Raw genomic sequence first — 637 nt, 5'->3', positions numbered from 1 at the left:
CTTATTTTTTCTGTCCAACTTAGTGTAGCCGATCCACACTTTGAGAAGTACCAAACATTTTCTGTAATGCCTGTATGAGCGCGGTTTTTCCAGTACTATTGCTTCCGACAAAAGTAGTTAATTTTGAAAGACTGATGCTAATCTCTCTATCTCCGAAACTTCTAAAGTTTCTAATCTTAACTTTTGTAATTTGCATAATAGACCTATGTCTCCTTAAAATCAATTTAATTTTATACAATTAAATTCTGTTAATTCAACAAACCTTATACTGTGAATAATTTTTTATCACTGACTAACTGAAAAAAGGAGCCCCGTAATTCTTATAAAATAAACCAATAAAGTACCTTAACTCACGTTATCTTTATCGCACTTGGGTTGACAATCGGTCTATTATTGTTTCATTTTTTCCACCTCTTTAGCCTATCAGCCAACGCCACACCATTAATCAATTTAATGTTCAATCTATCTGCCGCCTCTTTAGCAGCCTTGGTAAAATTACTCGTCGTCACAATCCAAGCATCATAGCAACCATGTACCTGCTTCCCAGCCTTGAGCCGGAGTACAATATCATTCCCGACATCACGTTTCCAACGTTTGCACTGAACTGCGATTTTATAGCCTTCCTTGCCTTTCAAGA

2 protein-coding genes are annotated in these 637 nt (G+C 36.3%); both read right to left on the bottom strand.

The window, feature by feature from the left end; genetic code table 11:
• Positions 1 to 19 precede the first annotated feature (19 nt).
• Entirely contained in the window at positions 20 to 196 is a 177-nt protein-coding gene (locus L696_RS29260) for an AAA family ATPase (protein ID WP_081750691.1), read from the bottom strand.
• Positions 197 to 398: 202 nt separating this feature from the next.
• Positions 399 to 637 (bottom strand): restriction endonuclease (locus L696_RS0106215; RefSeq protein ID WP_025682876.1); only part of this gene is annotated, 239 nt, incomplete at its 5' end.

It is taken from the genome of Paenibacillus maysiensis, from assembly GCF_000520815.1.
Taxonomy (GTDB): Bacteria; Bacillota; Bacilli; order Paenibacillales; family Paenibacillaceae; genus Paenibacillus; species Paenibacillus maysiensis.
This window is presented reverse-complemented; position numbering and strand designations above follow the sequence as displayed.

What these genes read in the sequence shown, in the direction of transcription:
- L696_RS29260 (WP_081750691.1), bottom strand. Translation starts at nt 196, where the DNA reads ATGCAAATTACAAAAGTTAAGATTAGAAACTTTAGAAGTTTCGGAGAT.